The sequence below is a fragment of the Anaerozeibacter quisquiliarum genome, assembly GCF_051162045.1.
Lineage (GTDB): Bacteria > Bacillota > Clostridia > Christensenellales > Aristaeellaceae > Anaerozeibacter > Anaerozeibacter quisquiliarum.
In genome coordinates, this window is sequence record NZ_JBISDI010000007.1 from 61,207 (window position 1) to 87,206 (window position 26,000).

The window sequence follows — 26,000 nt, forward strand, 5'->3', positions numbered from 1 at the left end:
TCCTTACTCGCGCGGCTTCTCAAGATAGGTCTCCAGAATGAAGCGCGGACGGCGCTTGACCTCGGTGTACAGCTTGCCCACATATTCGCCGATCAAGCCCAGCGCTATCAACTGCACGCCGCCGATCACCCAGACCGACACCATCAGCGACGACCAGCCGGCCACCGCGCGGCCGCTGAAGCGCGAGATCAGCGCGTACAGCGCCATCACCACGCCGATGATGGCGAACAGAACGCCCAGCATCACCACGTAGCGGATGGGCTTGACGCTGAACGAGGTGATGCCCTCCATCGCGAACGACAGCATCTTCCGGAGCGGGTATTTCGACTCGCCCGCGAAACGCTCGCCGCGCTCGTAGTATACCTCGGTGTGCTGAAAGCCGAGCAGCGGCACCATGCCGCGCAGGAACAGATTGGTCTCGCCGAACTGGGCAAGCGCCTCGAGCGCGCGCCGGCTCAGCAGTCGGTAGTCGGCGTGGTCGTACTTGAGATCGACCCCGAGCTTCTTCATCAGGCCGTAATACCAGTGCGCCGTCTTGCGCTTGAACGCGGTGTCGGTCTTGCGCGCCGAGCGCACGCCGTACACCACCTCGTTGCCCGCCCGATAGGCCGTAAGGAAGCCTCGGATTGCCGAAATATCGTCCTGTAGGTCGGCGTCGATCGTGACCACCGCGTCGGCCTTGTTCCTGACCGTCATCATGCCGGCCCATAGCGCGTTTTGATGGCCGGCGTTGTGGGCCAGCTTGATGCCCTCGACGCGCGGATATTGCGCCGCGCTATCCTCGATCAACGGCCAGGTACGGTCGCGGCTGCCGTCGTCCACCAGCACGATCCGGCTGTCCGCGTCGATCAGCCCCTCGCCTTCGAGCTCATCCATCAGCGCATTCAGCCGCCTGGCCGTCTCGGGCAGCACGGCCTCCTCGTTGTAGCAGGGCGCCACCACGTACAGCCGAACCGGGTCCTCTGTCCTGTCCATCGCTATTCCTCCAATAAGCCGGCCACCGCGCCCGCGCGGTAGCCCAGCGAGCGCTTCAGCGCCTCCCGATCGGGCATGGTGGCGCACAGCGCGCTCACCCGCCCCTTAAGCACCGCGCCCTCGAGCGCGGCCGGTACCAGCGCGCTGCCCCCCGCCTCGAGCGCCATGCCGCCGCCCGGCCACGTAAGCGCGCACGGCCCGAGCGCGGTAATCAAAAGCATCCGCCCGCCGTCGAGCGGCATGTCGTCCGCCACGTTCAGCCGCTTAAGCTCGAAGTATTTATTCGATATGTAGTAGGTCGCGCTGCCGCCGCGCACAAGCAGCGTCGCACCGGCGATCTTGGGCAGCTTGAGCTCGGGCCTTGTCACGTCGAGCGCCTGCTCGGTGTGCAGCGCGCGGCCGCGGCCCGCCTCGTCCACCCTCCCCCAGTCCCAGAACCGATAGGTCACGTCGCTCGACTGCTGAATCTCGTACATCAGCAACTCGCCGCCTATCGCGTGCACCATGCCGTGCGGGATGTACAGCACGTCGCCCGGCTGTACGTCCACCCAGTTGAGCGCACTTTCGAGCCGCCCTTCGGCCACGATGTCCTTGAGCGCCCGCCCGCCCGCCTCCACGCCGTACACCAGTTGCGCGCCGCACGGCGCGGCCAGCACCACCCAGGCCTCGGTCTTGCCCCGCTTGCCTTCGCGCGAACCCGCGTAGCCGTCGCCCGGGTGTACCTGCACCGACAGCCGCTCGCGCGCATCGATCAGCTTGACCAGCAGCGGGAAGCCCGGCTCTTTAAGCCCGGTCAGCGCCTCGCCCCAAATCTCCACCGCCGCGCCGAGCGGCCGACCGTTAAGCTCGCCGTTTTCGATCCGACTCTGCATGCCGGGGAGCGCCGATATCTCGAGGCTCTCGCCGGTGCGGTCGTCGGGGATGGCCTTGCCGAACAGGTCTGCGAGCTTGCGTCCGCCCCAGGGCGTTTGGGCCCCATGCCGGAAATAGGGAGACAGCTTCAGCGGATACAGCACATCGATCCCTCGCTTCTGTGGAAAGTAAACCTACAAACATTGCAATTCTGCCCAGAATCCGATAAAATGATGCGGTGTGCATTCATTGTATGCCCTGCCCTCATTGATGTCAAGTGATATGAAAGGAGCGGATTGTCGTGAAGCATCGCGTCAGCGCCCGGTCGCTCGCGGAATTCGCCACCGAGCGCGGCGACCTGTTCCCCGCGATCCGCTCGATCGATCAGATGCAGGACGGCATGGCGGGGCACAGGCTGTGGCAGTCGCGCTACCCCGAGGGGTTTGAGCGCGAGGTGGGCCTATCGATCAGCCAGGCGTTCGGCGATGTGGAGCTCACGGTATACGGGCGCGCGGACGGGCTGTGCCGCGGCTGCATCCCGCCGGTGGTCGAGGAGATCAAGACCACCCGGCTTGATCCGCACGCCGTCGATCCCGGCGAGCACCCTGAACACTTCGCGCAGGCCGTAATCTACGCGCACATCCTGGCCGCCAGGGAGAATTACGCGTCGGTCGAGGTGCGGCTGACCTATTTGCACCTGAGCGGCGAGGCGCGCACCCACACCCGTCTGCTGAGCGCCGGCGAACTGGCCGGGCGCTTCGCCGGCTATGCGGCGCCCTACGCCGACTGGCTGTCGGCGCTCGACGCATGGAAGGAAGCGGTGCTGCCTACGGCGCGCGCGCTGACCTTCCCCTACGAGGGCTATCGCGACGGCCAGCGTGAGATGGCGGCGGCGACCTACCGCGCGTTCCGCGCGCGCCGCAGCATCCTGGTGCAGGCGCCCACCGGCATCGGCAAGACGGCGGCGGCGCTGTTCGCCGCGCTCAAGGCGATGGGCGAGGGGCTGACCAGCCGCATCTTCTACCTGACCGCGCGCACCACGACGCGGCTCGCGGCCGAGCAGGCGCTCGACCGCATGCGCGAGACGGGGCTGCGCGTGCGCTCAATTACGCTGACCGCCAAGGAGAAGCTATGCCCCCGCCCCGGAACCGCCTGCGACCCATCGGTCTGCCCGCGCGCCGCCGGCCACTACGACCGCAGCCGCGAGGCGCTCAAGGGCGCGCTGGCGATCGAGCGTCTGAGCCGCGACCAAATAGAAGCGCTGGCCGATGCCGCAGACCTCTGCCCGTTCGAGTTCCAGCTCGACCTGTCGGAGACCTGCGACGTGGTGATCGGCGACTACAACTACGCGTTTGACCCGCGCGTCAAGCTCAAGCGCTTCTTCCTCGAAAAGAGCGACAGCGTGCTGCTGGTGGACGAGGCGCACAACCTGATCGACCGCGCGCGGGAGATGCTGTCGGCCGGGACGCGCGAGGGCGACTGGCGCGCGCTGCGCCGTGCGCTCAAGCGCCAGGGCGGCGAGCACACCGAGCTTTACGCGGCGCTGACCGGACTGATCGAGGCGTTCAAAGGCCTGCGTCTGAGCTACGACCATCCCTGCTGGGCGGACGAGCAGAGCGAGGCGCTGAACGAGCGGATGGAGATCTTCCTCGATGCGGCGCGGCCGCTGCTGAACGGCGCGGGCGCGTTCGCGCAGTCGCTCACCGAGCGCTACTTTGAGGCGCTGAACTACACCCGCGTGTCGGCCGACATGGGGGCTGCGCACCGCGTGCTCTACGAACCGTCGGAGCGCGATCTGTCGGTCAAGCTGTGGTGCGCGAATCCCGCGCCCTATCTGCGCAAGTGTTTCGATCGGGTGCGCGGCGCGCTGCTGTTCTCGGCCACGCTGACGCCGCTGCGGTACTATCGCGACATGCTGGGCCTGGACGAGGAGGCGGGCGACGCTCTGCTCGACCTGCCCTCGCCGTTTCCCAGCGAGCACCTGTGCGTGGTGGCGCTGCCGATCGGCACCACCTTCCGCAGGCGCGAGTTGACCGCGGGCGCGGTGGCCGAGGCGATCGCAGCCATGGCGCGCGCCAAGACCGGCAACTACCTCGTGGGCTTCCCCTCGCACGCCTACCTGAACCTGGTGGGCGACGTGCTGAGTTATGCCGCCCGCGACCTGCATGTGGTGCGCCAGCAGCCTCGCATGAGCGAGCGCGAGCGCGAGGCCTTCATTAAGGGCTTTGTCCCCAACCCCGCGCGCAGCATGGTCGCGCTGGTGGCGATGGGCGGCGTGTTTTCCGAGGGGATCGACCTGCCGGGCGACCTCTTGATCGGCGCGGCGATCGTGGGCATCGGCACCCCGCAGCTGAGCCTCGAACGCGCCGCGCTCGAAGCGCTGATGGACGACGGCGAAGGCGCCGGCCACCACTACGCCTACACCTTCCCCGGCCTCGTACGCGTGCTGCAGGCGGCGGGCCGCGTGATCCGCACAGAAAATGACCGGGGCGTGGTGGCGCTGATCGACGAAAGGTTCTGCGGCGAGGACCTGCAAGCGCTGCTGCCCGCCCACTGGCAGGTGCGCACCATGCGCGACGCAACCGCGATGGCGCGCACCTTCGTCCGGTTCTGGGCGGATTAAAAACCTTCCAAATGCGTGGCCCGTAAAATTATTGCAATCTCTTGCGTCTCATGGGAGGTTGCGCTATAATGGTCACCGCTGAGCGGCGCGCACATAGGATGTACGGGCTGCACGTACTACTTGGTTGGGAGGATGTTTATGGGATTCGTCAAGTGCCCGCGTTGCGAGCTTAACTATATTTTGGACGGGGGCCAACTGTGCACCGTGTGCCGCAAGGAGGTGCGTGGCGAGGACGAGATCGAGGACATCGCCGAGTTGTGTTCCGAATGCGGCGAGAACCCGGTCGCGCCCGGCAACGAGCTGTGCGCCACCTGCCTTAAGGATATGGCGCGCCGGATCGCCGAGGCCACCGACGACGACGTCGTGCCCAGCGAGGACCCGGCGCTCGAGATCGATTCGGTGGCCACGATGGACGAGATCGCCATCGACATCGACGACCCGCTCGAGAACGGTGACTTTGAGCCGGACGGCGACTTCTCGGGTGAAGAGGATGAAGAGGATGTGGACGAAGCGGCCGATGATGATCTTCTCGATCGCTGATCTACACCTGGACACAGGCGGCAAGCCCATGGACGTGTTCGGTTCGCATTGGACCGGGCACTTTTCTCGTATCGCCGAGGACTGGCGGGCGCGCGTTTCTCCCGAAGACGTGGTGCTGCTGCCCGGCGACCTGAGCTGGGCGATGCAACTTCATGAGGCCGAAATCCATTTGCGACAGGTCGGGGAACTGCCCGGCCGCAAGATATTGGTCAAGGGCAACCACGACTACTGGTGGGGCTCGATCAGCCGTGTGCGCGCTTGCTTGCCCGACGGCATGTACGCGCTGCAAAACGACTCGATCGAGCTTTCCGGCGTGCTGTTCGCCGGTACGCGCGGCTGGACGATCCCGGGCGCAGACGCCGAGAGCGCCGATGTGCGCATCTACGAGCGGGAACTGCTCCGCCTTAAAATGACGCTGGGCTCGGCGCGGCGGCGCTCGGAGGATGCGCGCCTGATCTGCCTGATGCACTACCCGCCGCTGACCCTCGGCCAGCGCGACACAGGATTCACGCGGCTGCTGCGCGAATACCGCGTAGAACAGGTGGTGTACGGCCACCTGCACGGCCCCTCCGCCGCGCACGCGTTCCAGGGCAGCTGGGACGGCATCTCCTATCACCTGGTGTCCTGCGACAGCCTGGGCTTCCGATTGCGCGAGCTGGCGTGAACCCTTCCATCAATTGCCAGCGCACAGTGGGGATTTTCAAGGAACTGGCGGGAGTGCCTGATTTTGCTGGGTTTTGACGCCTTTTCCCCCGAGATCGGCGCTGAAACGACGGGGGTTTGGAAGACATTGGCACGGGTCCCATGGAAACCTTTGGTGCGGCCGCCGGGTCAAAGCACCAGATTCCACAAAGGAGGGGTTTTCATGGGAAAGAAATTGGTTGCCTTGGTTCTGTCGTTGGTCTTGTGCCTGGCGGTGGCCGCGCCGGTGGCGCTGGCGGGTACCCCCACCACGCAGGTGGTGCTGCCGTCGACGATGGGTGGGCTCAACGTGCGTTCCGGCCCCGGCACGAACTATTCGGTGGCCGGCTGGGCCATCGACGGTGATGAAATCAGCATCGTGAAGCAGGGCGCGACCTGGACGAAGATCTACGTCGAGCGCAGCGGCAAGACCGGCTACATCCGCAACGCCTACATCAAGGAACTGCCCGATCAGCCGGGCGAGGTCGATCCTTCGCCCGAAGGGACTGCCAAGGCCGGCCGCGTGACCGGTCGGGGCGTGAATCTGCGCAAGGGCCCGGGCACGAACTATGCCGCGGTGGCGACGTTCAGGAGCGGGGCGAAGCTCAGGATTTGGGACGAGAGCGGCAATTGGTACTACGTAACCGCGCTGACCGGCGCGAAGGGCTGGATCTCGAAGACCTACGTCGCCAGCGGCTACACCATGATTACCAGCGCCCGCGTCAACCTGCGCAAGAGCGCCAACGGCGAACTCATCAAGACGCTGCCCAGCGGCACGCAGGTGACGGTCGTCTCGATCACCGGCAACTGGAGCAAGGTCAAGGCGGGTTCGGTGAGCGGATACCTGTTCAACAACTACCTGAGATAATGAAATATCCCATGACGGGGCCGCGGCGCCAAGAAAAGGCGCTGCGGCCCTTTCTCCCTAGGTAAGCGCTGATTAAAGCGCGCGTGCGATGGCGAGGGGAATTTTTGCCGGATTGGGCTTGCAAAATCCGAAGGCGTAGCAGCGCTACGTCGAGGATTCTGCGGGCCCGAGCTGGCGAAAATGCAACCGCCACCGCGCGTGGGATTTGATCAGCGATTACCTAGGTAAGCGCTGATTAAAGCGCGCGTGGGATTTGATCAGCGGTTACCTAGGCTCCCTCTGACGAGGGAGCCTAGGGGCCCCGGCATCCTGTCGGATATTGTCAACCCTTGCACACCCGGCATTGGCAATCTTTGTAGGCCGCCGCTTGACATATGCGCGGCGGCTTCGTAGAATGGAGGGAATGCAACATTACAAAACGGAGGCCCTCATGCGATTGACATACCGGCACACGCTGCTCGCCAGCTACCTCGGCTACATCACCCAGGCCATTGTAATCAACCTGTCGCCGCTGCTGTTTGTGACCTTTCAGCAGTCATTCGGCGTGTCCATCGAGCGCATCGCGCTTTTGATCTCGTTTAACTTTATCGTGCAGATCGCCACCGACTACCTGGCCTCACGGCTGGTGGATCGGATCGGCTTCCGCGTGCCGGTGGTGCTGGCGCACGTCGTGGCGGTGCTGGGGCTCGTGCTCCTGGCCGTGCTGCCGGGGCCGGTTGCGCCCTATCCGGCGCTGCTGATCGCCACGCTGTTCCTCGGCGTGGGCGGCGGGCTGACCGAGGTGCTCATCAGCCCGATCGTGGAAGCGCTGCCGGGCGAGGAGAAGGCCGGCGCGATGAGCCTGCTGCACTCGTTCTACAGCTGGGGGCTGGTCTGCGTCGTGCTGCTGTCCACCGGCTTCTTCGCGCTGTTCGGACGCACAGCCTGGCGCTTTTTGCCGATCATGTGGGCGCTGGTGCCGTTTGTCAACATTTTCCTGTTCGCCAAGGTTCCGCTGAGGCCGCTGGTCGCCGAGCACGAGCGCCAGCGCGCCCGAACGCTGTTCGCCCAGCCCATCTTCTGGCTACTGCTGCTGATGATGGTGTGCGGCGGCGCGGCCGAGCAGGCGATGAGCCAGTGGGCGTCGCTGTTCGCCGAGGTGGGCTTGGGCGTGCCCAAGGCCATGGGCGACCTGCTCGGGCCCTGCGCCTTCGCGGCCATGATGGGGCTGGCGCGCGTGTATTACGGCTTCATGGGCGGCAAGCTCCGGCTGCGGCGCGCCATGGGGCTCAGCGCCGCGCTGTGCGTGGTCGGTTATTTGATTGCGGTATTCTCGCCCTGGCCGCTTTTGTCGCTTGTGGGCTGCGCGCTGACCGGCCTCGCGGTGGGGCTGATGTGGCCGGGCTCGCTGAGCCTGTCGGCGGCGGCGTTCCCGCTCGGCGGCACCGCCATGTTTGGCATCATGGCGCTCGCGGGCGATCTGGGCTGCACGGTCGGGCCGATGCTGGTGGGCCGGGTATCGGGCCTGGTCGAACGCGGCGGCCTCGCGCGCGCCGCCGCCTGGTTCCAGGGTACGGGCGCCGAGGCCGGGCTCAAGCTGGGGCTGCTTTTTTCGATCGCCTTCCCGATCGTGATGATCGTTGCCATCGCCGCGCTGGGTCGTCGCGCGCGTCCGTCAACATTTTATCAACGCTCTTCCGATGAATCACTTGACAAGCTGACTGATGAATGATACAATAAGAATGTAATTGATTGATAAAAATGTTTTCATTGCGAAGCTCAAGAGAATGACGTTTTTGGTTGTGCTTGCTATAGGAGTGGCGTTGATTCAACCGGCCCTCGCCGCATGTAATCATGATGGGCATCTCCTGCTTTCCGGCACAACAGGCTGGAACTTTAACAGAACTTATCATTGGAAGGGCTTATGGTCGGATTTTCGATGCCGTACTTGCTTAAGGAACTTCACTTGGCGATCCTGAGGATAGGAATCACGTCCGCATCTGCCGGCGGTTTTTTGTTGTCTTGGCATTGCTTGATGCTCTATCTACAGAATTCCGGGTTAAGTGAGGCGAAGATTAACTCGTCTGATTTACGCGCAAATGCTTCCAACATCGGGATCAAATGAAGACCATTAGGAGGATTCCGGGCGATGTCTTCTACTTGGGTGGCGCGCCGGCGGAAGCGGCGCACGCGCGGGGGGCTGCCGGGCCTTTTCAAGATGGCCGCCGTGATCGCGGCGGTGACGTTCGCCATCGTGCTGCTCATCCGCTTTGCAACGCGCGGGACCGCGGACGACAGGTTCTGCGAGGGCGTGTATGTGGACGGGGTGTCCCTGGGCGGCATGAGCTACGACGAGGGCGCCCAGCGGGTCTTGGGCCGGGTGCAGGAGCGGCTGAGCGGCACGTTCACGCTGACCCACGGCGAGCGGCAGTGGACGTTCACGCCCTCGCAGTTCGGCGCGCACCTGAGCGCGGATGCCGAGGCGCAGTTGAAGCAGGCCTGGAACTGGGGGAAGACCGGCACCGCGCGCGAAAAGCGCGAGCAGGTCGAGCTCCTCAAGGCCAACCCGCAATACTACGACAGCGAGATCGTCTACGACGAGGCGATGTTCACGCAGTTCCTCGAGGGCATCGCGGCCGAGATCAGCGTGCCGGCGGTCGAGGCGACGGTGATTCCGGGCCTGAGCGAGCAGCTGACGGTGGAGCCGTCTCGGGACGGGCTGGGGCTGTCGGTGGAGGATTTGCGATCGACGCTCGACGCGGCGATCCGCGAGGGCAGCGGGGCCGAAATCGCGCTTCAGACGCATGTGCTCAAGCCTGCGCGCACCACCGAGGACACGCTGCAGAACACCCAGTTGATCGTCTACTACGTCACGTCCACCAAGGCCAGCAGCAGCAACCGCACCAAGAACATCCGGCGCGCGCTGCAGGCGTTTGACGGGTTTGAGGTCAGGCCGGGCCAGACCGTATCGATAAACGAGGTGGTGGGCCCGCGCACGGTGGAGCGGGGGTTCTTCGAGGCGCCCGAGTACAACGGCACCGAGATCATCTCGGGCATCGGCGGCGGCACCTGCCAGGCGTCGAGCACGCTCTACGGCGCGCTGCTGCTGGCGAACATGGACATCGTCGAGCGCCAGTCGCACAACATGACCGTGGCCTACGTCAAGGCCAGCATGGACGCGGTGGTGTCGCTGCAGCGGGGCAGGGAAAAAGACCTGCGCTTCACCAACCCCCTGCCCTACTCGATCTTCATCTACACCCACGTCGACCAGGAGAAGGCGCGCGTGCGCATCTACGGGCCGCAGAATGCGTACGAGATCCAGCTGGATCACAGGATCGTGGATCAGAAGCCGCCCAAGAAGAGCCGGTACGTGCCGGACACCAAGGGCAAGATCGTGTACTACAAGGACGAGGAGCCGGTGCTCAAGACCGAGGGCAAGGACATGGTCAAGAGCGTGGGTATGCGCATCTACTACGACCGCGCGACCGGCCAGGAAGTCGACCGTCAAGTGTTTGACCAAGATACCTACTACGAGAAACAGCCGGAATACTGGGTCGGCGTGCATGAGCGGGGGTTCGAGGGTTAATACGCGCATGATACCTGGCATCGATTCCGGCGCATAGGTAAAGTAAAAAACGAGGGAGATGCAGCGCATTTCTCAACTTCGGTTCGCATCATCCGGGGAACAGCTCCGTTGGGGTTGCCCCCGGCTTTTTTAGCCCCAGCACCGCGAGCGCGATCAGGAACAGCGCGGCCAGCAGATAGACGGGCGCGCCGAGCAGCCAATAGACGGCCAGCATGAACAGCGCGTAGATCAGGCAGTAGGGCGCTTTTTTGCGGCTGGGCGCGAGGCGGGGCAGGCGCAGGCGGCGGCGCGCGGGCGGGGCCTCGGGCAGCTCAAGGCCGCTTCCCGCGAGCGCGTCCGCGAGCGCGTCCGCGTCCAGCAGGCGCACGGCGGGCGACCTGAGCGTCGCGGCGAGCGCTTGCGCTTCCCGGTCGATCGGGCCGGTCGAGGCCGCGACCAGGCGCTCGCCGCCCGCGTGCTCGCGCCAGAGCGCCAACAGGTCGTTGGCGTTGAGCGGCGGCGCGGCGCCGTGGCGGGCGAGCAACCGGAAGGCAAACGGCGGGGACGAGGCAAAGCGCGCGCGCACATGTGCCTCGGCCGCGTCGGCGTCAGGGCGCACGGCCCACCCGTCGATCAGCGCCCGTGCGTCGCGCGCGCGGGCGCGATTGTATGCGCGGTTCGCTCCGCAGCGCGCGCGCCAGGCGCGGCAGCAGGCGTGCGTCGAAAGGCCCAACGCGCAGGTCAGCGCCAGCGCGACCGGCCAGCGGCCGACCGCAGCCCAGAACAGCACAAAGCCCAGCGCCAGCAGCAGCACAAACAGCGCCGCACGGTCGATCTTACCCGGCATGGTCTTCGCCTCCCGCCAAACTTTATCCGCCAAACTTCATCAACTTTATCTTAGAGCATGTGTAGATTTTCCTTTTCTAATCGCCGCGCATGGTATATAATATAGAGAACGAAGCGGGGAGCGATGGCGATTGGGTACGATTGGCATCCTGGGTGGGACTTTTGACCCGATTCACCTGGGGCATTTGAAGATGGCGGAGGCGGCGACCCGGCAGCTGTCGATCGGGCGCATGCTGTTCATCCCCGACGGCGATCCGCCGCACAAAGGCACGCAGGCCAGCGCCGAGGACCGGCTGAACATGGTGGTGCTGGCAATCCAAGGCCGGCCGGGTTTTGAGGCATCGGACGTGGAGGTGAAGCGCGCGGGCGTGACCTACACGCTGGATACGCTCAGAAGTCTTCGCGCGAGCGAGCCGGACGCGGATTTTTGCTACGTGGTAGGCGCGGACACACTCTTGACGATCGAGACCTGGCACGCCTTTGACGAGGTGGCCTCCTTGCTCAGGATGCTGGTGCTGGTGCCGCGGCCGGGCACTCCAGACCCTCTGATTAAAAGTCAGATGGCCTGCATCTCGGGCAAGTACCGCCTGGACATCCGCATGATCGGCCAGCCGGTATCGAATCTGTCGTCCACCGAGGTGCGGCAACGGGCCGCGCGCCACGAATCGCTCGCGCTCTACGTGCCTGAGCCGGTCGAGCGCTACATCAAGGCCCGCAAGCTGTACCACGACCCGATGCTCGAAACGCTCAGGCACACGATGACCCCGGCGCGCTACCGCCACACGCTGGGCGTGGAGCGCATGGCCGTGAGGCTTGCGCAGCTGCACGGGGTAGATGTCGAGCAGGCGCGATTGGCGGCGCTGCTGCACGATTGCGCCAAGCACATGCAGGTCGCCGAGATGGCGGCGTTGGTCGCGCGCGAGGGCATCGCGCTGGCGGCGGGCGAGGGCGAGAGCCGGGCGCTTTTACACGCGGCGGCGGGCACGGCGCTGGCGCGCGAGCAGTTTCACGTGACCGACGGGCAGGTGCTCGATGCGATCCGCTGGCACACCACGGGCCGGGTCGGCATGACGGCGCTCGACAAGGTGATCTATCTGGCCGACATGACCGAGGAAAACCGCAGGGCCTTTCCGGGCCTTAACGAGATACGCGAGGCGGCCGAGGTGGATCTCGATCAGGCGATGGCCATCGCGGCGCGCCGCACGGTCGACTACGTGCGCACGCGCGGCATGCCGCTCAACGAGAGGACGCTGGAGCTCCTCGAAAGCATAAAGAATGACAGGATGTGAGGGAAAAGACATGATGAATCCCAAGGAACTGGCGCAGCGGATCGCGGCGACCCTTGATGAGAAAAAAGGCGACAACATCATGGTGCTCGACGTCAAGCACCTGACGTCGATCACCGACTACTTTGTCATCGCGAGCGCGAACAATACGATCAAGGTGCACGCGCTGGCCGAGGCGGTGGAGGAGAAACTCGAGCAGGAGGACATCCCCGTCCGCCGCAAGGAGGGTCAGCGCGAGGCGCGCTGGGTGGTGCTCGATTATGCAAGCGTCATCGTGCACCTGTTCCATGAGGAGGAGCGGGCCTATTACAACATCGAGCGGTTGTGGATGGACGGCGGCAACCTGACGCCTTTTTTGCCCAAAGATGCGGAGGAAGAACGCATATGACCCCGGCTGATAACGCGGTGGTGCTCACCGTACCCGCCGAGCGCGAGATGATGCTGGTGGTGCGGCTGACCACCTCGGGCGCGCTGGCGCGCTCGGGGCTGTCGGTCGACGTGGTGAGCGATGTAAAGCTGGCGGCTGAGGAGGCGTGCGGCTGCCTGATGCGCACGTCGCACTGCCGTTCGCTGCGCGTGTCCTACTGGACCGAGGACGGCTACTTCTGCCTGCGCGCCGAGTCGACCGCCTGCGATTGCCAAGAGGGTGGGTCGTTGCTGAGCGACGATGAGATCTCGGTAATTCGGTGCGTGCTGAGCTCGATGACCGACGAGGTAACCTTGAGTTTCGACGATGACCGCCTGCGTGCGATCGACATGCGCAAGCGGTTGCCGCGCTGAGGGGCGACCATGGCTTACAAAGGCACAACGTACAGCACGGAGGCGCTGATCCTGCAGTACCAGCAGTCGAACGACGTCGCGCTGCGTGATAAGCTGGCCGCGGCGCACCTGTACATCGCCGACATCGTGGCCCGCCGCTTCTCGGGGCGGGGCGTGGAGTACGACGATCTGTACCAGGTGGCTTCGCTTGCGCTGCTCAAGGCGATCGAGCGCTTCGACGTCCAAAAGGGCGTCAAGTTCGTCAGCTACGCCACGCCCACGATGGTGGGCGAGGTCAAAAACTATTTCCGCGACAAATCGCGCCTGATTTCGCTGCCCCGCCGTTCAACCGCGCTGAACCGCCGCATCAAGAACGCCTGCACGGATCTGGAACAGCGGCTGATGCGCTCGCCCACGCCCATCGAGCTGGCCGAAGAGCTGGACGCGCCGCTCGACGAGGTGCTCGAGGCGCTCGAGGCGCAAAACGCGGCCAGCCCGCTGTCCTTGGACGCCTCTCCGGCGGGTGTGGACGACTCGCCGCTCCAGTCGATGTTGGGCCGCGAGGAAGAAGGCTTCGCGCGTTTTGACGAGCGCGACCTGCTCGAGCGCGCGCTGACGAAGCTCAGCGAAGACGAGCGGCGCGTGATCGCGGAGCGCTACTTCGAGGGGCTGAGCCAGCGGGTGGTCGGCGAACAGATGGGCGTGTCGCAGATGACGATATCGCGCATCGAGCGGCGCGCGCTGGACAAGATCCGCTCGCTGATCGTGCGCGGGGATGGGGAGGCGGAGGCATGAACCTGGGATTCATCGGAGCAGGCAACATGGCGGGCGCGCTGATTCGGGGCGTGGTCGCCGGCGGCGTGTTGCGGGCAGATGACGTACACGTCTTCGACGTGAACGCGGAACTGACGTCGCGCATGGCGTCGGAGCTTCGCGTCGTCGCGCACGAATCGTGCGCCGCCATGATCGAAGCATCCGACATGGTGGTGCTGGCGGTCAAGCCCAATGTGGTCGCGCAGGTGCTCGCTGAGCAAAAACAGGCGCTCAGAGGCAAGGCGCTGATTTCAATCGCGGCCGGCTGGACGTGCGCGATGCTGCGCGCGGCGCTCGAAGAGAGCACGCGCGTGCTGCGCGCGATGCCCAACACCCCGGCGCTGGTCGGCCAGGGCATGACGGCGTTCAGCCGCGCGCACGCGCTGACCGATCGGGAGCGCGCGTTCGCCGAGCGCATGTTTGAATCGCTTGGCCGGCTCACCTGGGTGCGCGAGGATCAGATGGAGGCGGTGGTCGGCGTGTCCGGCAGCGGCCCGGCCTACGCCTATCTCTTCCTGGAGGCGCTGGCTGACGCCGGGGTCTACCTGGGGCTTGCGCGCGATCAGGCGCTCGCGATGGCGGCGCAGACGCTCAAGGGCGCGGCCGAGATGGCGCTCGTGACCGGTCAGCACCCGGGCGCGCTCAAGGACGCGGTGTGCTCGCCGGGCGGCACCACGATCGCGGCGGTCAAGGCGCTCGAGGAGGGCGGTCTGCGCGCGGCGGTGATCGGCGCGGCGGTGGCGGCGGCTGAAAAAGCGAGCCAAATGAGCCGGGCATGAAGCAGCTTAAGCTGTATACCGACGGCGCCTGTTCGGGCAACCCGGGCCCGGGCGGGTGGGGCGCGGTGCTGATCTACAAGGACTTCCGGCGCGAACTGTCGGGCTACGACCCGGCCACCACAAACAACCGCATGGAAATGCAGGCTGCGATCGAGGGCCTCAGCGCGCTCAAGGAGCCCTGCGAGGTCGCGCTGTACACCGACAGCGCCTATCTCGCCCACGCGTTTCAAAAGCGCTGGCTCGACAACTGGCAGAAAAACAACTGGCTCAAGAGCGACAAAAAGCCGGTGGAAAACCGCGACCTGTGGGAAGCCCTGCTTTCGCTCACCGCCCGGCATAAGGTGAGCTTCATCAAGGTCAAGGGGCATTCCACCAACAAAGAAAACAACCGCTGCGACGAGCTGGCCACCGGCGCGATCAAGCGCGCGCGGGGGCAGAGCTAAGGAAGCATGGCGATGATCTACTTGGACAGCATCACCTTCCCGACCGAGGATCAGGAATGGGGTTTCCGGCTTTCGGTCCAGCGGACCTGCTACAACAGCTTATACCCGTTCTACGTGCTATCGCAGGCGGGGCTTAAGCGCATCGACTTCGAGCCCGTCACGATCCTGTACGGCGGCAACGGCTCGGGCAAGACGACCGCGCTGAACGTCATCGCGGAAAAGCTGGGCGCCCAGCGCGGCGCGCCCTACAACCGCTCGAATTTCTTTGAGGATTATGTGAATATGTGCCGGGTGCGGTTGGAGGCGGACGTTCCGCCTCACAGCCGGATCGTGACCAGCGACGACGTGTTTGACTACATGCTGGGCATCCGCAGCCTCAACGAGGGCATCGACCGGCAGAAGGAACTGCTGTTCGACGAGCATTACGCCGCGAGGCATTCCACCTTTCAGATACGCTCGCTGGAGGATTACGAGGCGCTGAAGAAGCGCAACAGCGCGCGGCGCAAGACGCAGTCGGCCTTTGTGCGCGAGCAACTGATGGACACCGTGCGCGAGCAGTCCAACGGCGAAAGCGCGATCTTCTACTTCAGGCAGAAGATCGAAGCCGACGCGCTCTACCTGTTGGACGAACCGGAAAACAGCCTCTCGGCCGCAAAGCAGATTGAGCTCGCCCAATACCTTGCGGAGTCGGCGCGCTACATGGGCTGTCAACTGGTCATCTCCACGCATTCCCCCTTTTTGCTGGCAATGCCGAACGTCAAGATCTACGACCTCGACGCGCGTCCCGTGGACGTCAAGCCATGGACCGAGCTTGCCAACGTGCGCGCATATTACGATTTCTTCTCACGGCATGCGGGGGCGTTTGAAAATTGACATGCAAAATGGCGCATGATATGATGGGCGAGGATTTGAGACTCAGAAAGGGACGATACTTCCTATGGCACTTTACACGATGAAGGAATTGCTGCACGACGCGCAGCGCAGGCACTACGGCATCGGCTTTTTCAACGCGGTCAACATGGACATGGCGCGCGCCTACATCTTAGCCGCCGAAGAGGTCGCCTCGCCGATCATCATCGGCACGGCGGAGGCGCTCTTGGGCTATGCGTCCATTGACTGGATCGCACCGTTGCTGATCGACGCGGCCCGGCGCGCGAGGGTGCCGGTCGCCGTGCATCTGGATCACAGCTACCGCTTCGACACGCTGATGCAGGCGCTGCGCGCGGGTTTCGGCTCGGTCATGTACGACGGATCGCGCGAGACGCATGAACACAACATCATCAACTCGACAAAGATCGCCGAGATCGCGCACACCATGGGCGCGGGCGTCGAATGCGAGCTGGGCCGCGTAGGCGGGTTATCCGACGAGACCGGCAGCGAGGACACCACCGAGTACACCGACCCGCTTATGGCGAAGGACTTCGTCGATCGCACCGGCGCGGACTTCCTGGCGGTGTCGATCGGCACCGCGCACGGCGTGTACAAGTCCACGCCCAAACTCGACTTTGAAAGGCTCAAGGCCATTCGCAAGACGGTGGATGCCCCGCTGGTGCTGCACGGCGGATCGGGGCTGTCGGACGACGACTTCCGCTTGACGGTCGCCCACGGCATCGCCAAGGTCAACGTCTACACCGACGTAATTCTGGCCGCGAAACGCGCGCTGTCAGGCCACCCGGACGCCTCCTACACCGACGCGCTGCAACTGGCCGAAGCCGCGATGAAGCAGGCGACGCTGAAAAAGCTGAACCTGTTCGGCAGCGCGGGGAAGGCATGAAAACAGGAGGGCGGTTTGGCGCTCTGCCGAAAGGCGAGCGCCTTGAACGCATCAGGCGTTCGCCGCACTACTTGAACGGACACTTCCTAAACCTGGTGCCCACCGTTCAAATTGTCAAAAAGAACCGCCTCGCGATATGGTGGGCGTTTGCTTTCCCGCGGCAGGAACGGTTGATGCCGGCGGATGCCCTTCCTTCCATAAAGACAGACCTCAAAACCTTGGATAAGGGGAATGACGCGGTCGTCTGGCTGGGTCATTCCTCCTATTTCATGGTGCTCGGGGGATATCGCATACTGATCGATCCTGTGTTCAGCGCCTATGCGTCGCCCGTTCCCTTCGCAAACAGGGCCTTTGCGAGAACCGATCCCTATACGGCCGTGGACATGCCGGACATCGACTACCTGCTCATTTCCCACGATCATTGGGATCACTTGGATTATCCCACCGTCGCCGCGCTCAAGCCGAAGATCAAGCATGTGATCTGCGGCTTGGGCGTAGGCGCGCATTTTGAGGCATGGGGATTTGAAGATAAGATCGTCCACGAGGCGGACTGGTTCACCGAGCTCAAGATGGGAGATGACTTTGTCGTCCGTGTATTGCCGGCGCGCCATTACTCCGGCCGCCTGTTGCCCAACAAGACGCTGTGGGTCTCCTATGCGCTGCTGACGCCCAATCGCCGCGTATTCTTCGGAGGCGACAGCGGATACGGGCCGCACTTCAAGGAAATCGGAAAGGTATTTGCGGGCTTTGACCTGGCGATCATGGAAAACGGCCAGTACAACGCCGCCTGGCCCAACATCCATATGATGCCGGAAGAAGTGGCCGAGGCTGCCGAAGCGCTGCATGCCAGAGCGCTGCTGCCCGGCCACGCGGGCAAATTCATCCTGTCCAATCACGCCTGGGACGACCCGTTCAAGCGAATCGTCGCCGCCAGCCAAGGCAAGCACTACCGTCTGCTCACGCCCATGATCGGCGAGCCGGTAAAGCTTGATGATGAACGGCAGGTGTTTACGCGCTGGTGGGAGGGCGTGCGGTGAGGGGCTATACCCATCGAAATCATACGTTCGAACCAAACCGCCCGGCGGCTTAGGGTTGTTGTGCCGCGCGCCAGTCGGCCAGCAGCCGCAGGTCGCGCTCGTACACCGGGGCCAGCGCGCGGTTGTAGATCAGCGATGCCGGGTGGTAGATCGGAAACAGCGTACGCCCGTCGATTCGGGCAAACCTGCCGTGCGCCTCGCCGATCAGCGCCTTGCGCCCGGCGAGCGCCCTGAGCGCCGTGTTGCCCATCGTCACCACGCAGGCCGGATCGACGAGCTCGATCTCGCGCTTGAGCCAGGGCAGGGACAGCTCGACCTCCTCGCGCGTGGGCGCGCGATTGGAAAGCCGCCCGGCCTCGGAGCGGCGGGTGGTTCGGAACTTGACGACATTGGTGATGTAGAGCGCGCCCCGATCAAATCCGGTCAGCTCAAGCAGTCGGTCCAGGTTCTTGCCGGCCTTGCCCACGAACGGGCGGCCTTGAAGCGTCTCCTGCTCGCCCGGCGCTTCGCCGACCAGCATCACCCGCGCGCCTTTGCGGCCCTCACCGTAGACCAGCACCCGGCCGTCCTCGTACAGGCGGTCGAAGAATTCGCCCATTTCACGGTTAAACTTTCGCATCTTCAAGCTCCCGCAATTTCTGTGCGATCGACTGAAAATCCCTATACGCCTCGCGCTTTTGCCGGACATCGCGCAGCATGGCCGAGGGGTGGTAGGTGGGCATCATCCACAGGCCGCGCCGCTCGGACCAGCGCCCGTGGTCGCGCCGGATGCGAACGTCCTCGCCCAGCACATACTTGGCCGCGGTGCCGCCCAGCAGCACCAGCGCCCGAGGCTTGACCAGCGCGAACTGCGCGCGCAGATAGGGCATGCACTGCTCGGCCTCATCAGGCGCGGGCGTCCGGTTGCCGGGCGGACGGCATTTAACGATGTTGGCGATGTACACCTGGCGGCGGCTGAGCCCGATCTCCTCGAGCAGCGCCGTCAGCAGTTGGCCCGACGCGCCCACGAACGGACGGCCCAGCCTGTCCTCCTCCGCGCCCGGCCCCTCGCCGACCAGCATCAGCCGCGCGTCCGGGTCGCCCTCGCCGGGCACCGTCCAGGTGCGCCCGGCGCTGAGCGGGCAGCGCGCGCAGGCGGCGATCTCCTCAAACAGCTCCATCCATCCCATGGCGCGCCTCCTTCCGAAAGACTAGTATGACGCAAGACATGCGCAAATTATGTGGGGTCGATGCCCGCGCTGCAGGCGTGGTACGGCAACAGGGCCGCCTCCAATCGAAGAGCGATCACCCCTGCGCGTCCAGATGCCTGCGCGCCAGCCGACAGGCGAACTCGATGTCCCTGCGCCAGTCCGGCTGGCCCACGTACCACAGCTCGGTGACGAAGCGGCGTACGCCCAGCGACCAGGCGGCGCCGATCGCGGCGGCGAAATCCACATGGCCGGTGCCGAAGGGGATTTCGCGATACTTGCCGGGCACGGTCTCCTTGATGTGGGCGGCGATCAGGTGCCCCGCGCCCCTGCGCAGGTCGTCCGTCACCGGCTCGCCGTAGAGCAGCGACGCGTTGGTCAGGTTGCCGATGTCGGGGTACACATGCAGGTAGGGCGATTTCACTTCATTCACATAGGCCATGGCCTTGCCCACCGTGTCCATGAACGGCGTCTCCATGGTCTCAAAGCCCAGCAGCACGCCAAAGGACGCCGCCATCTCGACCGCGCGCGCGAGATTGTCGCCGAAGCGTTTGATCGTGTCGGGCGTGGACTTTTCGTAGTACACGTCGTAGCCCGCCAGCTGGATCACCGGAATCGATAGCTCGACCGCCAGCTCGAGCGCCTTTTGCATGATCTCAAGGCCGCGGCGCTCGGTCGCCGGATCGGCGCTACCCAACGGATACCTACGGTGCGCGCTCAGGCAGATGCTCGAAAAGGGCAGGCCCTGATTTTGCGCCTCGTCGCGCAGGGCCTTGCGCTCCGGCGCGGACCAGTCGAGCCGGCTGAGGCGCTCGTCGGTCTCGTCCACGCTCAGCTCCATCGCGTCAAACCCGGCCCGCTTCGCGACTTCCAGCCGCCTATCCCAGCCGAGACCTCCGGGCACCGCCTTCTCATAAAGCCCCAGTTGGTATCGCTTCATGCGCCCCGCCTCCTCGATACAAATGGGGGCCGCCGTGAGGCGACCCAAAAAAGATGGTGAGTGCTGTCTATAAGCCGAGTTCTGTCGCGGACGACCATCTATCTAGGCCCGCGGTTGCCAGCGGGCTCCAGCGATTACCCGGGAGCGTGACGGGCCGCCACACAATGCTCCCCTATCAATCTTGCACCAGGTGGGGTTTACAGAACGGACAAGTCGCCAAGCCGCTGGTGAGCTCTTACCTCACCTTTCCACCCTTACCGCGGCCGGAGCCGCGGCGGTATATCTCTGTTGCACTTTCCTTGGAGTCGCCTCCACCGGGGGTTACCCGGCACCCTGCCCTACGGAGCTCGGACTTTCCTCACGCGCAAATGCGCCTGCGGCCGTCCAACAGCCTCACCAAACCGTTTGACGAACAATTGCGTTTCATCGTTCCCTATATCGCTTCGCCTTCAGGCGCATACAGAATGCGCCCGCAGTTGTCGCATTCCACCACCTTCTCGCCGGTCGTAAGCTCTTTGAGCGTCACCGACGGCAGCGACATGTAGCAGCCGGCGCACTGCCCGCCGGTCAACAGCGCCATCGGCGGCGTGGAGTGCTGCTTGATGGCCTTATAGCGCTCCATCAGCGCCTCTTCCACCGCGGCCCCTTCCTTCTGCGCCTTCTCGCGCAGCGCGTTCAGCGTCACCGAGTCGTTCTTGAATTCGCTGTCATAGGTGAGTATCAACTGATCGAACTCCGCCTTGGTCTTGGCGGCGCGTACGCGGATCTCCTTCTGCTGGCGGTCGCGCGTCTCGGCGTCCTTTCGGATCTTTTGAAGCTCCTGCTCGTAGCGCGACAGGTTATCGACCAGCTTCTGGAACTGGGTGAGCGCCTTGTCCGCCTCCTCGGGCGTGGTGGGCGGCGCGTCCTCGATCGCCTTGCGCTCCTTTTCGAGCAGTGCGGAAAGCCGGTCGGCCTCGTCCTGAATGGCGGCCAGTCGGTCGGCCTGCGCCAAAACGTCGGCCTCGATCTTCTTCATGTTGCTTTGCTGGTCGACCAAGAACGCCCTCTGCCTGAGCAGTTTCTGCCTGTTGGGCGCCTGACGCATGTCGGCTTCAAATTTGTCGGCCTCCATGTCCAGCTGCATGAACTTCCAAAGCAAATCCAATTGCACGATAATCCTCCTTGGTTCCTGTTAAAACGGCTCGCTCTCGCTTTCAAAGACCATTACACTATATTGTAGCGCATCGAGCGCGGTTTGTAAAGCGATTCGCATAGCTTTTACCGACGGCTGTTCGGTCGCGCGGTGGCCGGCCTCGACGAGCGCCAGCCCCCACTGCGACGCCGCCAGCGCGTCGGCATGGCGCACCTCGCCCGTGAGCAGCGCGTCCGCGCCCGCGTCGCGCGCGATCTTCCAAAATCCGCCGCCCGCGCCGCCGCACACCGCCACCTTGTCGAGCCGCCGGTAACCCCGGTCGTAGGGGCGCACGACTGCGTGCAACGCCGCGCCCGCGGCCTCGCACAGCTCGGCAAGCGTCTTGCCCCAACGGCCGATGCGCAGCCCCTCGGGCAGTTCCTCGACCTCGGATAGCCTGAGCGCCGCCGCCAGCGCGTCGTTCACGCCGCCCGCAGCCACGTCGAAGTTGGTGTGCGCCGCAATCAGCGACCGGCCCGAGCGCACCAGCGCGCACAGCAACGCGCCCTCGGGGTCGTCCTCGCGCAGGTGCTTGCGGCCGTGAAACATCACCGGATGGTGGGTTATAATCAGCTCGGCGTCCATGCGCGCGGCCTCGTCGATCACGCCGGGCGTCAGGTCGAGCGCGGCCAGCACGCGTTCGACCCGGCGGTTCGGGTGCCCGGCCAGCAGTCCCGCGTTATCCCAGCCCTGCTGGGTCTCAAACGGCGCGATCCGATCGATCGCCTGGTATATCTGTCCTACGGTAGCGGCCATCGCTCGATCTCCTTCCACATGTCGTATTCCCGCGCAAGCAGCCCGGCGGCGGGGTCTCCCCCCTCTCGCGCGCCCAGCAGTGCTTTTTCGGCCACGTGCGCGCGAAAGGCGGCGTAGCCCCGAAGCGCCTCGCCGCGTTTTTTCAGCAGCACCGGCCCGATCATCAGTTCCCGTTCGTCGTACGCAGCCGCGCCCGGACGCGCCGCGATCACGGTGTACCAACGCCCGGCGCGCACCGCCTTCTCGTCCTCGATTCGATAGCCCAGGCGCATCAGCCGCAGCCGCAGTTCGTACTGCGCCACATTCGGCTGCATGACCACGAGCGCGTCCCGGAGCACGGCCCGGCCCGCCTCGACGATGCCCGCGATCGTCTCGCCGCCCATGCCGGCGATCACGGCGCAATCGGGCGTCTCACGAAGCGCAAGCGCGCCGTCGCCCGCAAAGAACGCCGCTTGGGCCTCAAGGCCCAGCCGCCCTGTTAAGGCGCGCGCCTTGTCGAGCGAAGGCGCGCTGATGTCCGCGAACGCCACCCGCCGCGCGCGCCCGTCGAGCAGCAGCTTTGCGCCCAACCGGCCGTGGTCGCAGCCGATGTCGGCGACCAGGTCGCAGCGCGGGATCATCGCTTCAATGGCTTGAAGCCGCGCGTCCAGCGTATAGGTGCGCATGTAGACACTCCGTCTTTCACTTTTGTGCGCGCCCCCCATGGGAGGGTCTGGGAGGGCCGCAGTCCTCCCGGAAGCGCGCCCGCCGGCGTGTGCGAAGGGCGTGAATGGGATTTTGACCAAGAGAGGGCCGCAGCGGGGCCGACTCAAAATCCCTACCCGTCCGACTGCCGCCCGGAAAATCTCACGGGATTTTCAGGCAGGCGGCCCCGTTCATCGGCTCGAAAGATTCCCGACCGGCAGTCCGCGCAGCGGGCGGAAGGATTTCGAGCCCCCGCGTCAGCGGGGATTAATCCAATGAATCCTTCAGTTTCCGCGACCGGCTCGGGTGGCGCAGCTTGCGCAGCGCCTTGGCCTCGATTTGGCGGATGCGCTCGCGGGTCACCTTGAAGTACTTGCCCACTTCCTCGAGCGTGCGCGCGCGCCCGTCTTCGAGCCCGAAGCGCAGCTTAAGCACCTTCTCCTCGCGCGGCGTCAGCGTGGACAGTACGCTCATCAGCTGCTCCTTGAGCAGCGTGAACGCGGCGGCCTCGGCGGGCGCGGGGGCGTCGTCGTCGGGGATAAAGTCGCCCAGGTGGCTGTCTTCCTCTTCGCCGATCGGGGTTTCGAGCGACACAGGCTCCTGCGCGATCTTGATGATCTCGCGCACCTTGTCCTCGCTGATGCCCATCTCCTCGGCGATCTCCTCAGGCGTGGGCTCGCGGCCCAGCTCCTGCAGCAGTTGCCGGGACACGCGGATCAGCTTGTTGATGGTCTCGACCATGTGCACCGGGATGCGAATCGTGCGCGCCTGGTCGGCGATGGCGCGGGTGATCGCCTGGCGGATCCACCAGGTCGCGTAGGTCGAGAATTTGAAGCCCTTGCGGTAGTCGTATTTTTCGACCGCCTTGATGAGCCCCAGGTTGCCTTCCTGGATCAGGTCCAGGAACAGCATGCCGCGCCCCACGTAGCGCTTGGCGATCGACACCACCAGCCGCAGATTGGCTTCGCTCAGCCGGTGTTTGGCGACCTCGTCGCCCTGCTCCATGCGCTTGGAGAGCTCGATCTCTTCTTCCGCCGTGAGCAGCGGCACCTTGCCGATTTCTTTGAGGTACATGCGCACCGGATCGTCGATAGAGATGCCCTCGGGTACCGACAAGTCGAGATCCTCTTCATTCAATTCGACGATGGGCTCGGGTTCGACCGCGACCTTTTCCTCGTTGACCACATCGATGCCCATGTTGTCGAGCGTATCGAGCACCTTGTCGATTTGATCGGCGTCCAGCTCGAGTTCGCCCAGCTGCTCGATGATTTCCTTATAAGTAAGCATGCCCTTCGTCTTGCCGGTCTCGATCAGTTCCCGAACGCGAATCGCCGCGCTCTCCATATTTGCCTTATCCAAAGCGGTTCACTCCCTCCGACCGGTCATCAGGCCATTCCTTTGGCTTTTGTCAGTTCCGTAATTTTCATCAGCAATTCCATTTTGCGCTCGGGCGCGATTCCCGGAAGGGCAACCTCCTGCGTGAGCCGCTCGAGTTCGTCTTCCATGCGCGCGCGGCGAATGACCTTAAGGCACTCCTCCGCCGCGTCGAGCGCGTTGCGCTCGTCGGGCATCACCTCCAGGCTGAGCGCCTGCGCCGCGGCCGCGCGCTCCTCCTCGGGCAACGCGTCGAGCGCCGCCGCCGGGGGAATGCCCGACAGCAGCAGCCCCGCCAGCTTTCGGCTCAGCGGGTCGTCAAAATCGCGCTCGCTCACCGTACTCGGCTCGATCATCCGCCCCGCGAGCAAGGCCAGCAGCTCGTGCTGCGCCTTGTCCACTTCGTTCAGCTTTGCAACAACCCGCCTCGGCGCGCCGCGCGGCGCGGCGCTCTGCGGGATCTGCCTGACCGCCGCGCCCACCTGGCGCATCAGCACGTCCTTTTCAAACCCGGTCTCTACGCGCAGCCGATCGAGGTATCCGTCCAGCTCGACCGGGCTGTCCACCGCCTTCAGCAAATTGCAGCAGACAATCGCGTACTCGGTGCGCCCCTCCTGGGTGGACAGGTCCAGCCCGTCGGCGGCGCGCTGCATCCGATAGTCGATCGGGTCCATGGGCTTGAGACTATGAAACCCCTCGAGCCCGCGCTCGCGCACGAAGTCGTCGGGGTCCTGCCCGTTTGGGAAATTCAGCACACGCGCCTTGATGCCGCCGAGTTCCGCGATGATGTCCAGCGCGCGCAATATGGCCTGCCGGCCCGCGCCGTCCCCGTCGTAGGCCACCCACACCTCGGGCACGTAGCGCTTGATGAGCCGGGCCTGTTCGCTTGTGAGCGCCGTGCCCAGCGTGGCCACCACGCCTTCCACGCCGCGCGCGCGCAGCGACACCACGTCCATATAGCCCTCGACCAGCACCAGGCGCTTGAGGCCGCGCTCATTGCGCACCATGTTCATGGCGTACAGGCCCTGCCGCTTGTTGAACACCGGCGTATCGGCGGTGTTCAGGTACTTGGGGGTACCATCGCCCATCGCGCGCCCGCCGAAGCCCAGCACCCGGTTCTGGGCGCTGATGATCGGGAAGATCACCCGTTCTCGAAACATGTCGTAGCGCCGGCCGTTTTTGGAAACCGTCAAGCCGGCCTGGATCAGCTCTTCCTCGGAGAATCCCTTGGCGATCAGGTGCTCGGTCAGCGCATCCCAACTGGCCCCGGTCGCGCCGAGCCCGAAGCGGCGCACGTCGGCATCGTCCAGGCCCCGCTTGTGCAGGTAGGCCAGCGCGTGCGCTCCGCTGCTTTGCCATATGGCGTCGTGGTAGAAGCGCGCCGCCAACTGATTGGCCTCGTAGACGCGCTCCTTGAGCGTCCGCGACGCCCCGCTCCCGCCGCCTTGATCGCGGGGCAGCTCAAGCCGCGCCCGCTCCGCGAGCAGCTTGACCGCGTCGATGAACTCCATCCGCTCCAGTTCCATCACGAAGTGGATTGCGGTTCCGCCCTTGTGACAGCCGAAGCAGTAGAACATCTGCGCGTCGGCGTCCACGCTGAAGGACGCGCTCTTCTCGTTGTGAAAGGGACACAGCCCCCAATAACGCCGGCCTTTTTGTTTGAGCGGCACGTATTCCGACACCACATCGACAATGTTCAGCCGGCTGCGCAGCTCATCCAGCCAAGCATCGCTCAATCTAGCCGCCATATTCACCTTCTATCGATCGTTCCGCCCCGCTTGCGTCTTGCAAGATAATTCGATGCGCGACGGCGGATTTCCTGCATAGGCCAAAAATTCCCGCACGAAACATCCGCATCTCATCCGTACGTATGTCCTCCGCACTGTTGCTATATACCACACGCGGGCGGGCAAACCCTGCAAACATCGAAATTTTACCTGGAGACTGCGTACATGACCCGAATCGGGTCATGTACGCAGTCCCTGAGGCGCCAAAAACCGCGCCCGCCGCACGTACGTGCGGCGGGCGGCTTTGGACGTTTGTTTATGATGTCGCAGGTGCGTTC

Annotated in this window: 26 protein-coding genes and 1 other RNA gene; 15 read left to right on the forward strand and 12 right to left on the reverse strand. The window is 64.6% G+C overall.

What is annotated here, in order from left to right:
• Nucleotides 1–3 precede the first annotated feature (3 nt).
• On the reverse strand, nt 4–975 hold the full coding sequence (locus ACH6CV_RS04475; RefSeq protein ID WP_456356967.1) for a glycosyltransferase family 2 protein: 972 nt from the start codon (nt 973–975) through the stop codon (nt 4–6).
• Nucleotides 976–977: 2 nt separating this feature from the next.
• Nucleotides 978–1,991, reverse strand: a complete 1,014-nt coding sequence (locus ACH6CV_RS04480; RefSeq protein ID WP_456356968.1) for a type I phosphomannose isomerase catalytic subunit — start codon at nt 1,989–1,991, stop codon at nt 978–980.
• A 137-nt stretch (nt 1,992–2,128) separates the two neighbouring features.
• Here ACH6CV_RS04480 and ACH6CV_RS04485 point away from each other — a divergent pair, with 137 nt between their 5' ends.
• The 6 genes from ACH6CV_RS04485 to ACH6CV_RS04510 all read left to right on the forward strand — a co-directional run bounded on the left by ACH6CV_RS04485 (nt 2,129) and on the right by ACH6CV_RS04510 (nt 10,104).
• On the forward strand, nt 2,129–4,450 hold the full coding sequence (locus ACH6CV_RS04485; protein ID WP_456356969.1) for an ATP-dependent DNA helicase: 2,322 nt from the start codon (nt 2,129–2,131) through the stop codon (nt 4,448–4,450).
• A gap of 138 nt (nt 4,451–4,588) precedes the next feature.
• Nucleotides 4,589–4,990, forward strand: coding sequence for a hypothetical protein (locus ACH6CV_RS04490; RefSeq protein ID WP_456356970.1), 402 nt, complete (start codon nt 4,589–4,591; stop codon nt 4,988–4,990).
• The gene (locus ACH6CV_RS04495) at nt 4,950–5,654 is read left to right on the forward strand and encodes a metallophosphoesterase (protein WP_456356971.1); all 705 of its coding nucleotides are present in this window, start codon (nt 4,950–4,952) and stop codon (nt 5,652–5,654) included. Before ACH6CV_RS04490 ends, ACH6CV_RS04495 begins: the two co-directional genes overlap by 41 nt.
• Nucleotides 5,655–5,855: 201 nt before the next feature.
• The gene (locus tag ACH6CV_RS04500; protein WP_456356972.1) at nt 5,856–6,539 is read left to right on the forward strand and encodes an SH3 domain-containing protein; all 684 of its coding nucleotides are present in this window, start codon (nt 5,856–5,858) and stop codon (nt 6,537–6,539) included.
• A gap of 430 nt (nt 6,540–6,969) precedes the next feature.
• Complete coding sequence (locus ACH6CV_RS04505) at nt 6,970–8,250, forward strand: MFS transporter (RefSeq protein ID WP_456356973.1); 1,281 nt, start codon at nt 6,970–6,972, stop codon at nt 8,248–8,250.
• 417 nt (nt 8,251–8,667) lie between these two features.
• A complete protein-coding gene (locus tag ACH6CV_RS04510) occupies nt 8,668–10,104 on the forward strand; it encodes a VanW family protein (RefSeq protein ID WP_456356974.1) in 1,437 nt (478 codons plus the stop codon).
• A gap of 88 nt (nt 10,105–10,192) precedes the next feature.
• Here the strand turns inward: ACH6CV_RS04510 and ACH6CV_RS04515 are convergent, their stop codons facing one another.
• Nucleotides 10,193–10,930 (reverse strand): hypothetical protein, encoded by a 738-nt coding sequence (locus ACH6CV_RS04515; RefSeq protein WP_456356975.1) that lies wholly within the window; start codon nt 10,928–10,930, stop codon nt 10,193–10,195.
• Nucleotides 10,931–11,060: 130 nt separating this feature from the next.
• On the opposite strand from ACH6CV_RS04515, the gene nadD reads away from it, so the two are divergent.
• From nadD to ACH6CV_RS04560, 9 genes are all read left to right on the forward strand, one after another.
• Nucleotides 11,061–12,218 (forward strand): nicotinate-nucleotide adenylyltransferase, encoded by a 1,158-nt coding sequence (gene nadD / locus ACH6CV_RS04520; protein WP_456356976.1) that lies wholly within the window; start codon nt 11,061–11,063, stop codon nt 12,216–12,218.
• Between the two features lie 10 nt (nt 12,219–12,228).
• Entirely contained in the window at nt 12,229–12,603 is a 375-nt protein-coding gene (gene rsfS, locus ACH6CV_RS04525) for a ribosome silencing factor (RefSeq protein WP_456356977.1), read from the forward strand.
• A complete protein-coding gene (locus ACH6CV_RS04530) occupies nt 12,600–12,995 on the forward strand; it encodes a hypothetical protein (protein ID WP_456356978.1) in 396 nt (131 codons plus the stop codon). Before rsfS ends, ACH6CV_RS04530 begins: the two co-directional genes overlap by 4 nt.
• A 9-nt stretch (nt 12,996–13,004) precedes the next feature.
• Entirely contained in the window at nt 13,005–13,769 is a 765-nt protein-coding gene (locus ACH6CV_RS04535; RefSeq protein ID WP_456356979.1) for a sigma-70 family RNA polymerase sigma factor, read from the forward strand.
• Complete coding sequence (gene proC / locus ACH6CV_RS04540) at nt 13,766–14,566, forward strand: pyrroline-5-carboxylate reductase (RefSeq protein WP_456356980.1); 801 nt, start codon at nt 13,766–13,768, stop codon at nt 14,564–14,566. Before ACH6CV_RS04535 ends, proC begins: the two co-directional genes overlap by 4 nt.
• Nucleotides 14,563–15,009: a ribonuclease HI gene (gene rnhA, locus ACH6CV_RS04545; protein WP_456356981.1), complete on the forward strand. Its 447-nt coding sequence runs from the start codon at nt 14,563–14,565 to the stop codon at nt 15,007–15,009. The genes proC and rnhA overlap by 4 nt, the downstream gene beginning before the upstream one ends.
• Nucleotides 15,010–15,021: 12 nt before the next feature.
• The gene (locus ACH6CV_RS04550) at nt 15,022–15,882 is read left to right on the forward strand and encodes an AAA family ATPase (protein WP_456356982.1); all 861 of its coding nucleotides are present in this window, start codon (nt 15,022–15,024) and stop codon (nt 15,880–15,882) included.
• A 64-nt stretch (nt 15,883–15,946) separates the two neighbouring features.
• Entirely contained in the window at nt 15,947–16,783 is an 837-nt protein-coding gene (locus ACH6CV_RS04555) for a class II fructose-bisphosphate aldolase (protein WP_456356983.1), read from the forward strand.
• Nucleotides 16,780–17,820 carry an MBL fold metallo-hydrolase gene (locus ACH6CV_RS04560; RefSeq protein ID WP_456356984.1) on the forward strand — a complete coding sequence of 347 codons (1,041 nt, stop codon included), beginning with the start codon at nt 16,780–16,782 and terminating at the stop codon, nt 17,818–17,820. Before ACH6CV_RS04555 ends, ACH6CV_RS04560 begins: the two co-directional genes overlap by 4 nt.
• Nucleotides 17,821–17,869: 49 nt before the next feature.
• Here the strand turns inward: ACH6CV_RS04560 and ACH6CV_RS04565 are convergent, their stop codons facing one another.
• The 9 genes from ACH6CV_RS04565 to dnaG form a co-directional block, all read right to left on the reverse strand.
• Nucleotides 17,870–18,439, reverse strand: a complete 570-nt coding sequence (locus ACH6CV_RS04565; RefSeq protein ID WP_456356985.1) for a uracil-DNA glycosylase — start codon at nt 18,437–18,439, stop codon at nt 17,870–17,872.
• Nucleotides 18,426–18,989: a uracil-DNA glycosylase gene (locus ACH6CV_RS04570; RefSeq protein ID WP_456356986.1), complete on the reverse strand. Its 564-nt coding sequence runs from the start codon at nt 18,987–18,989 to the stop codon at nt 18,426–18,428. Before ACH6CV_RS04570 ends, ACH6CV_RS04565 begins: the two co-directional genes overlap by 14 nt.
• 115 nt (nt 18,990–19,104) lie before the next feature.
• Nucleotides 19,105–19,947 carry an L-ribulose-5-phosphate 3-epimerase gene (locus tag ACH6CV_RS04575; RefSeq protein ID WP_456356987.1) on the reverse strand — a complete coding sequence of 281 codons (843 nt, stop codon included), beginning with the start codon at nt 19,945–19,947 and terminating at the stop codon, nt 19,105–19,107.
• Between the two features lie 53 nt (nt 19,948–20,000).
• Nucleotides 20,001–20,343: RNase P RNA component class A (rnpB, locus tag ACH6CV_RS04580), an RNA gene on the reverse strand.
• A 37-nt stretch (nt 20,344–20,380) separates the two neighbouring features.
• Complete coding sequence (locus ACH6CV_RS04585) at nt 20,381–21,100, reverse strand: zinc ribbon domain-containing protein (RefSeq protein WP_456356988.1); 720 nt, start codon at nt 21,098–21,100, stop codon at nt 20,381–20,383.
• Between the two features lie 21 nt (nt 21,101–21,121).
• Entirely contained in the window at nt 21,122–21,877 is a 756-nt protein-coding gene (locus tag ACH6CV_RS04590) for a Nif3-like dinuclear metal center hexameric protein (RefSeq protein ID WP_456356989.1), read from the reverse strand.
• A complete protein-coding gene (locus tag ACH6CV_RS04595) occupies nt 21,862–22,542 on the reverse strand; it encodes a tRNA (adenine(22)-N(1))-methyltransferase (protein ID WP_456356990.1) in 681 nt (226 codons plus the stop codon). The genes ACH6CV_RS04590 and ACH6CV_RS04595 overlap by 16 nt, the downstream gene beginning before the upstream one ends.
• A gap of 286 nt (nt 22,543–22,828) precedes the next feature.
• Entirely contained in the window at nt 22,829–23,905 is a 1,077-nt protein-coding gene (rpoD, locus tag ACH6CV_RS04600; protein ID WP_456357026.1) for an RNA polymerase sigma factor RpoD, read from the reverse strand.
• A 41-nt stretch (nt 23,906–23,946) separates the two neighbouring features.
• Nucleotides 23,947–25,683: a DNA primase gene (dnaG, locus tag ACH6CV_RS04605; RefSeq protein WP_456356991.1), complete on the reverse strand. Its 1,737-nt coding sequence runs from the start codon at nt 25,681–25,683 to the stop codon at nt 23,947–23,949.
• Between the last annotated feature and the right edge of the window lie 317 nt (nt 25,684–26,000).

Excerpts from the sequence above, each read along its gene's own strand:
- ACH6CV_RS04475 (WP_456356967.1), bottom strand. The coding sequence starts at position 975 with ATGGACAGGACAGAGGACCCGGTTCGGCTGTACGTGGTGGCGCCCTGC.
- ACH6CV_RS04490 (WP_456356970.1), top strand. The coding sequence starts at position 4,589 with ATGGGATTCGTCAAGTGCCCGCGTTGCGAGCTTAACTATATTTTGGAC.
- ACH6CV_RS04495 (WP_456356971.1), top strand. The coding sequence starts at position 4,950 with ATGTGGACGAAGCGGCCGATGATGATCTTCTCGATCGCTGATCTACAC.
- ACH6CV_RS04500 (WP_456356972.1), top strand. The coding sequence starts at position 5,856 with ATGGGAAAGAAATTGGTTGCCTTGGTTCTGTCGTTGGTCTTGTGCCTG.
- ACH6CV_RS04505 (WP_456356973.1), top strand. The coding sequence starts at position 6,970 with ATGCGATTGACATACCGGCACACGCTGCTCGCCAGCTACCTCGGCTAC.
- ACH6CV_RS04510 (WP_456356974.1), top strand. The coding sequence starts at position 8,668 with ATGTCTTCTACTTGGGTGGCGCGCCGGCGGAAGCGGCGCACGCGCGGG.
- ACH6CV_RS04515 (WP_456356975.1), bottom strand. The coding sequence starts at position 10,930 with ATGCCGGGTAAGATCGACCGTGCGGCGCTGTTTGTGCTGCTGCTGGCG.
- rsfS (WP_456356977.1), top strand. The coding sequence starts at position 12,229 with ATGATGAATCCCAAGGAACTGGCGCAGCGGATCGCGGCGACCCTTGAT.
- ACH6CV_RS04530 (WP_456356978.1), top strand. The coding sequence starts at position 12,600 with ATGACCCCGGCTGATAACGCGGTGGTGCTCACCGTACCCGCCGAGCGC.
- ACH6CV_RS04535 (WP_456356979.1), top strand. The coding sequence starts at position 13,005 with ATGGCTTACAAAGGCACAACGTACAGCACGGAGGCGCTGATCCTGCAG.
- proC (WP_456356980.1), top strand. The coding sequence starts at position 13,766 with ATGAACCTGGGATTCATCGGAGCAGGCAACATGGCGGGCGCGCTGATT.
- rnhA (WP_456356981.1), top strand. The coding sequence starts at position 14,563 with ATGAAGCAGCTTAAGCTGTATACCGACGGCGCCTGTTCGGGCAACCCG.
- ACH6CV_RS04550 (WP_456356982.1), top strand. The coding sequence starts at position 15,022 with ATGATCTACTTGGACAGCATCACCTTCCCGACCGAGGATCAGGAATGG.
- ACH6CV_RS04555 (WP_456356983.1), top strand. The coding sequence starts at position 15,947 with ATGGCACTTTACACGATGAAGGAATTGCTGCACGACGCGCAGCGCAGG.
- ACH6CV_RS04560 (WP_456356984.1), top strand. The coding sequence starts at position 16,780 with ATGAAAACAGGAGGGCGGTTTGGCGCTCTGCCGAAAGGCGAGCGCCTT.
- ACH6CV_RS04565 (WP_456356985.1), bottom strand. The coding sequence starts at position 18,439 with ATGCGAAAGTTTAACCGTGAAATGGGCGAATTCTTCGACCGCCTGTAC.
- ACH6CV_RS04570 (WP_456356986.1), bottom strand. The coding sequence starts at position 18,989 with ATGGGATGGATGGAGCTGTTTGAGGAGATCGCCGCCTGCGCGCGCTGC.
- ACH6CV_RS04575 (WP_456356987.1), bottom strand. The coding sequence starts at position 19,947 with ATGAAGCGATACCAACTGGGGCTTTATGAGAAGGCGGTGCCCGGAGGT.
- ACH6CV_RS04590 (WP_456356989.1), bottom strand. The coding sequence starts at position 21,877 with ATGGCCGCTACCGTAGGACAGATATACCAGGCGATCGATCGGATCGCG.
- ACH6CV_RS04595 (WP_456356990.1), bottom strand. The coding sequence starts at position 22,542 with ATGCGCACCTATACGCTGGACGCGCGGCTTCAAGCCATTGAAGCGATG.
- rpoD (WP_456357026.1), bottom strand. The coding sequence starts at position 23,905 with ATGGAGAGCGCGGCGATTCGCGTTCGGGAACTGATCGAGACCGGCAAG.
- dnaG (WP_456356991.1), bottom strand. The coding sequence starts at position 25,683 with ATGGCGGCTAGATTGAGCGATGCTTGGCTGGATGAGCTGCGCAGCCGG.